Origin of the sequence: Micromonospora sp. NPDC049580 (assembly GCF_040675595.1) — a bacterium.
In the GTDB taxonomy this organism is placed as follows: Bacteria; Actinomycetota; Actinomycetes; order Mycobacteriales; family Micromonosporaceae; genus Micromonospora.
The window spans coordinates 1-8,303 of record NZ_JBFAPG010000287.1; the positions used below are offsets into that span (position 1 = coordinate 1).

Below are 8,303 nucleotides of genomic sequence, written 5' to 3' on the forward strand. Positions count from 1 at the left end.
CTGGACAGTTTCCGTTAGCAGCTGACGGAAACTGTCCAGGATCTGAAGGCGCGAGCGGGCGAGCGAAGCGAAGCCGGTGCGCCCCGCGAGGAAGGCCCCAGGTCAGACGCGGAAGCCGGCGGCGCGGGCCGCCTCGCGTTCCCGACGGCGTTCGGAGCGTCGACGGAAGAACCAGTAGATGAAGACGACCAGGCCGACCAGGAAGGCGAGCACCAGCACCGGCAGGATGATCGCGACCAGGGAGACGATCACGCTTGTCGCGTCCTCGGCGGTGCTGGCGACCGGGGCGCCGAACCCGGCGGTGGTCGCGTTCACGACTGGCCGAGCGGCGGACTTGAGCAGGTGTACGCCGAAGGCGAGCAGGACGCCGGTGGCCACGGGCACCCACTGGTGGGAGGTGAAGAAACTCCCCGGGTCGCTGACGGTCACCGTCTCCGAGGACGACCCGGCGCCGAAGGCGAGGCCGCCGGCGGTGGGCCGGACGACGGTCTGCACCACGTCGTTGATGTGGTCGACCACCGGCACCTTGTCCGCCACCATCTCGACGGCGAGCAGGACGGCCAGGATGACGATGACCCAGCCGTTGCCGAGCCACGTCCAACCGCTGGGCAGGTCGATCAGGTTGGTGTAACGACCGAGTAGACCGAGGATGAGCAGGGGTATGTAGGCGTTCAGCCCCGCCGAGGCGGCGAGGCCGGTGCCGGTGAGGACTTCGAACACGGTCTCAGCATCGCACCGACGCGCCAGTGCCGCTCGGTGGCGGTCGCCGGGTGCTCGGCTACCCTCGTCGGGTGCGGTTGGTCATTGCGAAGTGCTCGGTGGACTACGTCGGACGGCTCTCGGCTCACCTGCCGCCGGCCACCCGGCTGTTGATGGTGAAGGCGGACGGGTCGGTGTCCATCCATGCCGACGACCGTGCGTACAAGCCGCTGAACTGGATGAGCCCGCCGTGTCGGCTGGAGGAGGCCCCCGGCGTGTGGCGGGTGGTCAACAAGGCCGGCGAGGAGCTGCGGATCACCCTGGAGGAGGTCTTCCAGGACACCTCGTACGAGCTGGGTGTGGATCCCGGCCTGCGCAAGGACGGGGTCGAGGCGCACCTGCAGGAGTTGCTGGCGGCCAACCCGGGTGTGCTCGGCGAGGGGTACACGTTGGTGCGCCGCGAGTACATGACGGCGATCGGGCCGGTGGATCTGCTGTGCCGGGACGCCAACTCCGGCGCCGTCGCCGTCGAGATCAAGCGGCGTGGCGAGATCGACGGGGTGGAGCAGTTGACCCGCTATCTCGAACTGATGAACCGCGACCCGCTGCTCAGCCCGGTCACCGGGGTCTTTGCCGCCCAGGAGATCAAGCCGCAGGCCCGGGTGCTCGCCGCCGATCGGGGCATCCGATGCGTGGTCGTCAACTACGACCGGCTGCGCGGCATCGAGAAGGACGAGCTGACCCTCTTCTGACCGCTCACGCCTCGGTTCGGACGGCGATCAGCGACTTCGGCAGGCCGGCCAACCGCTCGATGAGCATTCGCGAGTCGGGGAAGTAGTGGCGCATCTGCGAGCGGTCCAGCAGTTCGGTCCAGAGCACCTGGTGAATGGCGGCTTCGTGGCTGCGGGTCGGTTTGTGCCCGAGAGGCCAGCGGCGGGCGAGCGCGGTGCGCAGCCGGATCGGCAGGAACTGCATTCCGGGCGCGATCCAGTGCGGCTCGATGGGGAAGTAGCGGTAGGGCGTCTGCACCCAGTGGCGATCGGCCAGTGACCGGGCGGCGGCGGCGAACCGCAGCCGGCGTTCGTGCCCGCCGACGTGCTCCAGCACCGAGTTGGAGAAGACCAGGTCGTAGGTGCCGTTGGCGACGTGGGGTGGCAGGTCGCAGGCGTCGGCCTGTTCGACGTGGGCCCATTCCGGCACCGTGGCGGGCGGCTGTTCCAGGTTGACCACTGTGACCCGGGCCGGTCGGACGGTCGCGCGGTGCCAGGTGCCGAGCCGGCCGCCCAGGTCGACGACATGCATGTCGCCGATCTCGGGAAAGGTGCGCGCCAGCCAGTCCGAACGACGACGCCGCTGCCGTGCGCTCCACGACTGGTCACTGTCGACAAGGCGGTGGCGCAATCGATTGTGGCCCATTTAACGCAATGTACCGCCGCGAGCACGATGCATAAACATGTGGATACGCTGATCAACGCCCAGATCGGTTATCCGACACTCACCTGCCGTACATCATCTTGATGGCCTTGATGAGGCGTGCCACGTCGGTCGGGGTGCGTTCGAAGGTCATCGACGGCAGCAGCGATCGTGCCCGGCGGCGGGTGATGGCCTTGGCGCGGCCGAACTCGCGCAGGCCGTCCTCGCCGTGGATCCGCCCGAAGCCGGAGTCGCCGACCCCACCGAACGGCAGCGTGGACATCCCGGCGAAGGTCAGGGTGGAGTTGATCGAAGCCATCCCCGAGCGCAGGCGCCGCGCGATGGACACCGCACGCTGCCGGCCGAAGACCGAACCCCCCAGGCCGTACGACAGGGCGTTGGCGCGGGCGACGGCCTCGTCGGCGTCGCGGACCCGGCTGATGGTCAGCGTCGGGCCGAAGGTCTCCTCGCGGACGGCGGGCGACTCCTCCGGGACGTCCACCAGCACGGTCGGATGCACGTACGGAGGCTGCACCGCATCCGGGCCGCCGAGCACGGCGCGACCGCCGGAGCTGACCGCGGCGTCGATGTGGCGGCGGATCACCTCGATCTGGCCGGGCATGGTGATGGGGCCGATGTCGGCGCCCTCCGGGCCCACGGTCAGCCGGCCGGCACGGGCGACGACCTTGTCGACGAAGGCGTCGAAGACCGCGTCGACGGCGTAGACCCGCTCGATGCCGATGCAGGTCTGGCCGGCGTTGGTCATGGCGCCCCAGACGCACGCCTCGGCGGCGGCGTCCAGGTTGGCGTCGCTGTCGACGATCATGGCGTCCTTGCCACCGCCCTCGATCAGCACCGGAGTCAGCGTCTCGGCGCAGGCGGCCATCACCTTCCGGGCGGTCGCGGTGGAGCCGGTGAAGGCCACCTTGTCGACCCCGGAGCGGCACAGCGCCGCGCCCACGTCACCGAGGCCGTGCACGGCGGTGAACACCGGCTGCTCGGGCACCACCTCGGCGAAGGTGTCCACCAGCCACTGGCCGACGGCGGGCGTGTACTCGCTGGGCTTGAACACCACGGCGTTGCCGGCGGCCAGGGCGTACGCGGCGGAGCCGATCGGGGTGAAGACCGGATAGTTCCACGGGCCGATCACAGCGACCACGCCGTGCGGCTGGTATTCCAGGTGCCCGGAGAACTCGGCGAGGATGAGCCGCGACCGCACCCGGCGCGGACCGAGCACCCGACCGGCGTTGCGCGCCGCCCAGTCGACGTGCTCGATCGCGGTGACGATCTCGACGATGGCGTCGGGGACCGGCTTGCCGCCCTCGACGTGCACCAGGTCGGCGAGCTGCTCGATCCGCTGGGCGAGCAGCGCGCGCCAGCGCAGCAGCCGTTGCCGGCGGCCGGTGAAGCCCAGGCCGGCCCACCACTCGCCGGCGGCGCGGGCCCGGTCGACGGCCTGCCGCACGTCGGCATCGGTGGCGACGGGCAGGCGGCCCGCCTCGGCGCCGGTGGCCGGACTGGTGGAGACCAGCTGGTCCGCCTCGATGAGAGGGGTGCCGGGGACATGCACAGCCGTCATGGCGGAAGTCTAGACCCGAACATTACTCATCGGTAGGGCACGATTTCGGGTCGGCCGGACGGGAGTTGCCTCGGCCCGCCCGCTCGTTGATCAGTGCAGGTCAGGCGCTGGGTGCCGGAGGCCGGCCGCCCGAATCGTCGAACGGCGGGTGGCCGGGAGGTGACGAGGAGCTGACCGGCTGGTCGGTATTGGCGATTACCGTCTGATGGCAGGCTGACGCGCGGAGTAACGGTGTGGGGTGGAGGGCTGACTGTCCATGGAGGAACATCCGGAACTGCTGCCGCTGTTGACGGTCGCTGGTGGGCCGATGCGCGGCGCGAGCTTTCGCCTTCGGGTCGAGCCGCAGGTGATCGGTCGGGCACCGACCGGTCACGTGGTCATCAACGACCCGCACCTGAGCCGCCGGCACGCCGAGGTGTGGCTGGCCCCGGAGGGTGCCTCGCTGCGTGACCTGGGCTCGACCAACGGCACCTGGCTCAACGACCGCCGGATCACCGAGGTGGAACGCCTCTCCGACGGCGACGTGATCCGGCTCGGTCGGACCGAGCTGCGCCTGTTCGACCCGGGGGTCGCCCACACGGATCCGGTCGGGCTCAGCTTCGGCCCGGCCCGGCGGGACATCCGCCCGACGCTGCCCCTGCCGTTGGCCACCCCGCCCACCGGCCGCCGCTGACCCGCGGCGAAGGCCCCTGCCGGGGTGTGGGCGGTGGTCCGCCACACCGGGCGGTGCCGCCGGGTGGCTGTCCAGCACCTGGACCGGCGGACAACGGCGTGGCAGCATGCCGCGGATGGAGAGCGAGCAGCGGGTCGTGACGGCGAACGGCACAACCCAGGCGGTACGGGTGGCCGGCCCGCCGGACGGCACTCCGGTGCTGCTGATCCACGGCAACTGCTCGTCCTCGCTGTTCTGGGAACCGTTGCTCCGGCGGCTGCCGCCGACGCTGCGGGTCGTGGCCCCTGACCTACGGGGGTACGGCGACTCCGCGACCGCTCCGGTGAACGCCACGCGGGGCCTGCGGGACTTCGCCGACGACATCGCCGCCCTGCTGGACGACCCGACGCTCTTCGCCAGCGGCAGCGGCCTGCCCGTGGTGGTCGGGCACTCCCTGGGCGGGGGAGTGGCGATGCGGTTGCTGGTCGACCATCCGCACCGGGTGGGCGCGCTGCTGCTGGCCGCGCCGGTGTCGCCGTACGGCTTCGGTGGCACGCGCGACCTGACCGGCACGCCGACCACCCCCGACTTCGCCGGTACCGGCGCCGGCACGGCCAACCCCGACTTCGTCGCGCGGCTCGCCGCGGGTGATCGCGACGCCGACGCGCCGGCCAGCCCGCGCGCGGTGCTGCGGGCCACCTACGTGGCCGATCCCGCCTCGCTGGGCGTCGACGAGGAGCTGCTGCTGGACAGCGTGCTGTCCACGGCGACCGGCGACGACAACTACCCCGGTACGGCGGTGCCCTCGGCGAACTGGCCGGGCACCGCGCCGGGGGAGCGCGGCGTGCTCAACGCGCTCGCACCGACCTGGTTCCGGATCGCCGACGAGCTGGTGGCCGTCGCACCCAAGCCGCCGGTCACCTGGGTACGCGGGGACGCCGACGTGATCGTGTCGGACACGTCGCTGTTCGACCTGGCGTACCTGGGTTCGCTGGGTGTCGTGCCCGGCTGGCCGGGCGAGGAGTCCTGCCCGCCGCAGCCGATGGTCGGCCAGACCCGTGCGGTGCTGGAGCGGTACGCGGCGGCCGGCGGCGCGTACCGCGAGGTGGTGTTGCCCGGCTGCGGGCACAGTCCGCACCTGGAACGCCCGGCGGAGTTCGTCGCGGAGCTGCTCGCGCTGACCGGCGTGCCGGCCGTCTAGCGGCCCCTCGCGCCGTGGGTGAAATATGCCACGGCGTCTCGACAACCGAGCGTCACGTGGCAGACTCGCGCGCATAACCTTAGCGGCCGTTCAGTGGCCGTGCGGAGTGTCTGGGGAGGCCGATCGTGGCGCGCGAGTTCAGCACCGTGGGTGTGGTGGGGCTGGGCACCATGGGTGCCGGCATCGTCGAGGTCTTCGCCCGCAACGGCATCGACGTGCTCGCGGTCGAGATCTCCGAGTCGGCGCTGGAGCGCGGCCGGGCCACCCTCACCGGCTCCACCGATCGCGCCGTGGCCAAGGGCAAGCTCGCCGAGGCGGACCGGGACGCGCTGCACGAGCGGGTGCGCTTCGCGGTGGGGCTGGACGCCCTGCACTCCGTGGACCTGGTGATCGAGGCGGTGCCCGAGCACCTGGACCTCAAGCAGCGCATCTTCGCGGAGCTGGACCGGGTCTGCCGGCCGGACACCATTCTCGCCACCAACACCTCGTCGTTGAGCGTCACCGAGATCTCGGTCGCCACCACCCGGCCCAACCAGGTGATCGGCATCCACTTCTTCAACCCGGCGCCGGTGATGAAGCTGGTCGAGGTGGTCCGCACCGTCGTCACGTCGCCCGAGGTGGTCGCCGACGTCGAGGCGTTGTGCGCCCGGCTGGGCAAGGTCGACGTCACCATCAACGACCGGGCCGGCTTCATCGCCAACGCGCTGCTCTTCGGCTACCTCAACCACGCGGTCGGCATGTTCGAGTCGCACTACGCGACCCGGGAGGACATCGACGCGGCGATGAAGCTCGGCTGCGGCCTGCCGATGGGCCCGCTGGCGCTGATGGACCTGATCGGCCTGGACACCGCGTACGAGATCCTGGACACGATGTACCGCCGCGGCGGGCGGGACCGCCGGCACGCCCCCGTGCCGCTGCTCAAGCAGATGGTGACGGCGGGGCTGCTCGGCCGGAAGTCCGGTCGGGGTTTCTACACCTACCAGCGGCCGGGCTCCCCGGTCGTCGTACCGGACGAGGCGACGCCGCCGGCCACGGAGGCCGCGCTCGCCGACGGCGCGCGCGCCATCGCGAAGGTCGGTGTCGTCGGCTCCGGGACGATGGCCACCGGGATCATCGAGGTGTTCGCGAAGGCCGGCTACGAGGTCGTCTCGGTGACCCGGGGCGCGGAGAAGTCCGCGGCGGTCTGCGAGGCGGTGAAGACCTCGCTGAACAAGGGCGTGGTGCGCGGCAAGCTCGCCGAGTCCGACCGGGACGCCGCGCTCGGCCGGATCAGCTGGTCGGCCACGCTCGACCACCTCGCCGACGTCGACCTGGTGGTCGAGGCGGTCGTCGAGGAGTTGAGCGTGAAGAAGGCGCTCTTCGCCAGCCTCGACGAGATCTGCAAGCCGGGCGTGGTGCTGGCCACCACCACCTCGTCCCTGCCGGTGATCGACGTGGCGATGGCCACCCAGCGGCCGGCCGACGTGGTGGGCCTGCACTTCTTCAACCCGGCGCCGGTCATGCCGCTGGTCGAGGTGGTCCGGACCATCCGTACCTCCCCGGAGGCCACCGCCACCGCGCGGGCGGTCTGCGCCGCGCTGGGCAAGACCGGTGTGGTCTGCGGCGACCGGTCCGGGTTCATCGTCAACGCGCTGCTCTTCCCGTACCTGAACGACGCGGTGAAGATGCTGGAGGCCAGCTACTCCACCGCCGACGACATCGACCACGCCATGAAGCTGGGCTGCGGCTACCCGATGGGCCCGTTCGAGCTGCTCGACGTGGTGGGGCTGGACGTCTCGCTGGCCATCCAGCGGGAGCTGTACCTGGAGCTGCGCGAGCCGGGCTTCGCGCCCGCGCCGCTGCTGGAGCACCTGGTCACGGCCGGCTACCTGGGCCGCAAGACCCGCCGCGGCTTCCGCGACCACTCGCACCGCTGACCGGGTCAACGCCGGAGGGACCCGGCCGCGTCTACCGGATGTGACCTTCGAGGAGTACGTCTCCAGCCGCGGCCCAGCCCTCGTGCGGCTGGCGCGGTTGCTCACCGGTGACGAGCACCGGGCCGAGGACCTCACCCAGGAGGTGCTGTCCCGGGCGTACGTGCACTGGCGCAAGATCGCCCGCGCCGACCGGCCCGACGTGTACGTGCGCCGCATGCTCGTCAACGCCAACAACTCCTGGTGGCGTCGCCGGTCGAGCCGTGAATTGTCCACCAGCGTCTCGTTCGGCAACGTCCAGGTCGACGTGGCCGGGCCGGGGCCCCAGACCTTCGACGGCACGATCCACCCGACGAGCGATGGCGCGAGTGGCGTGGTCACGTCGTGGCGTCCCGCGCCGGGTCTGTACGCCCGTGCCGTCATCCTGGGAGGGGACCGCGCCGGGCTGGAGCAGGCGGTCCGGGCGCTGCGCTGGAACGAGGCCCGGTCGTGCGCCGTGCCGCTGCGGCTCGGCAGCCTGCCCGACCGCGCACCGATCACCTCCTGCTCGGTCGACGTCAGCTCATACCCGAGACTGGTCACCTCGGACTTCACCCTTGCGCGGGCGGCGACCCACGTCATGTTCGTGAACTACCGCTACGCGAGCGGGGCCGGCACCCGTACCGAGGGGAACCGGACCATCGCTGGCCGGCCCGCGAATCTCTTCGCGGACGGGACGACACTGGATCTTTTCGGCATCCGCAAGACGGTGGGTCCGCAGGGACACCGCCTGGTCGGACCTGTTCTCCACGCCACCCGTCACGCCATCGGGCCCGGCGGCGAGGTACTCCGCCGGTTCGCCCGAGA

General features: G+C 71.3%; 7 protein-coding genes and 1 pseudogene. 5 read left to right on the forward strand and 3 right to left on the reverse strand.

What is annotated here, in order from left to right; genetic code table 11:
* Window positions 1–102: 102 nt before the first annotated feature.
* On the reverse strand, window positions 103–720 hold the full coding sequence (locus AB0J68_RS21305) for a DUF4126 domain-containing protein (protein ID WP_363940127.1): 618 nt from the start codon (window positions 718–720) through the stop codon (window positions 103–105).
* 71 nt (window positions 721–791) lie between these two features.
* On the opposite strand from AB0J68_RS21305, the gene nucS reads away from it, so the two are divergent.
* Window positions 792–1,451, forward strand: a complete 660-nt coding sequence (gene nucS, locus AB0J68_RS21310; protein ID WP_039908963.1) for an endonuclease NucS — start codon at window positions 792–794, stop codon at window positions 1,449–1,451.
* A 4-nt stretch (window positions 1,452–1,455) separates the two neighbouring features.
* On the opposite strand, the gene AB0J68_RS21315 is transcribed toward nucS, so the two are convergent.
* Window positions 1,456–2,115 (reverse strand): class I SAM-dependent methyltransferase, encoded by a 660-nt coding sequence (locus AB0J68_RS21315; RefSeq protein ID WP_363940129.1) that lies wholly within the window; start codon window positions 2,113–2,115, stop codon window positions 1,456–1,458.
* 79 nt (window positions 2,116–2,194) lie between these two features.
* On the reverse strand, window positions 2,195–3,691 hold the full coding sequence (locus AB0J68_RS21320; RefSeq protein WP_363940131.1) for an aldehyde dehydrogenase family protein: 1,497 nt from the start codon (window positions 3,689–3,691) through the stop codon (window positions 2,195–2,197).
* A gap of 256 nt (window positions 3,692–3,947) precedes the next feature.
* On the opposite strand from AB0J68_RS21320, the gene AB0J68_RS21325 reads away from it, so the two are divergent.
* The 4 genes and pseudogenes from AB0J68_RS21325 to AB0J68_RS21340 form a co-directional block, all read left to right on the forward strand.
* Entirely contained in the window at window positions 3,948–4,364 is a 417-nt protein-coding gene (locus AB0J68_RS21325; protein WP_354856940.1) for an FHA domain-containing protein, read from the forward strand.
* A gap of 106 nt (window positions 4,365–4,470) precedes the next feature.
* Window positions 4,471–5,544, forward strand: a complete 1,074-nt coding sequence (locus AB0J68_RS21330) for an alpha/beta hydrolase (protein ID WP_363940133.1) — start codon at window positions 4,471–4,473, stop codon at window positions 5,542–5,544.
* A gap of 125 nt (window positions 5,545–5,669) precedes the next feature.
* Window positions 5,670–7,460 (forward strand): 3-hydroxybutyryl-CoA dehydrogenase, encoded by a 1,791-nt coding sequence (locus tag AB0J68_RS21335; protein WP_355066044.1) that lies wholly within the window; start codon window positions 5,670–5,672, stop codon window positions 7,458–7,460.
* Between the two features lie 40 nt (window positions 7,461–7,500).
* Window positions 7,501–7,731, forward strand: a pseudogene (locus AB0J68_RS21340) (sigma factor); the annotation flags it as partial.
* Between the last annotated feature and the right edge of the window lie 572 nt (window positions 7,732–8,303).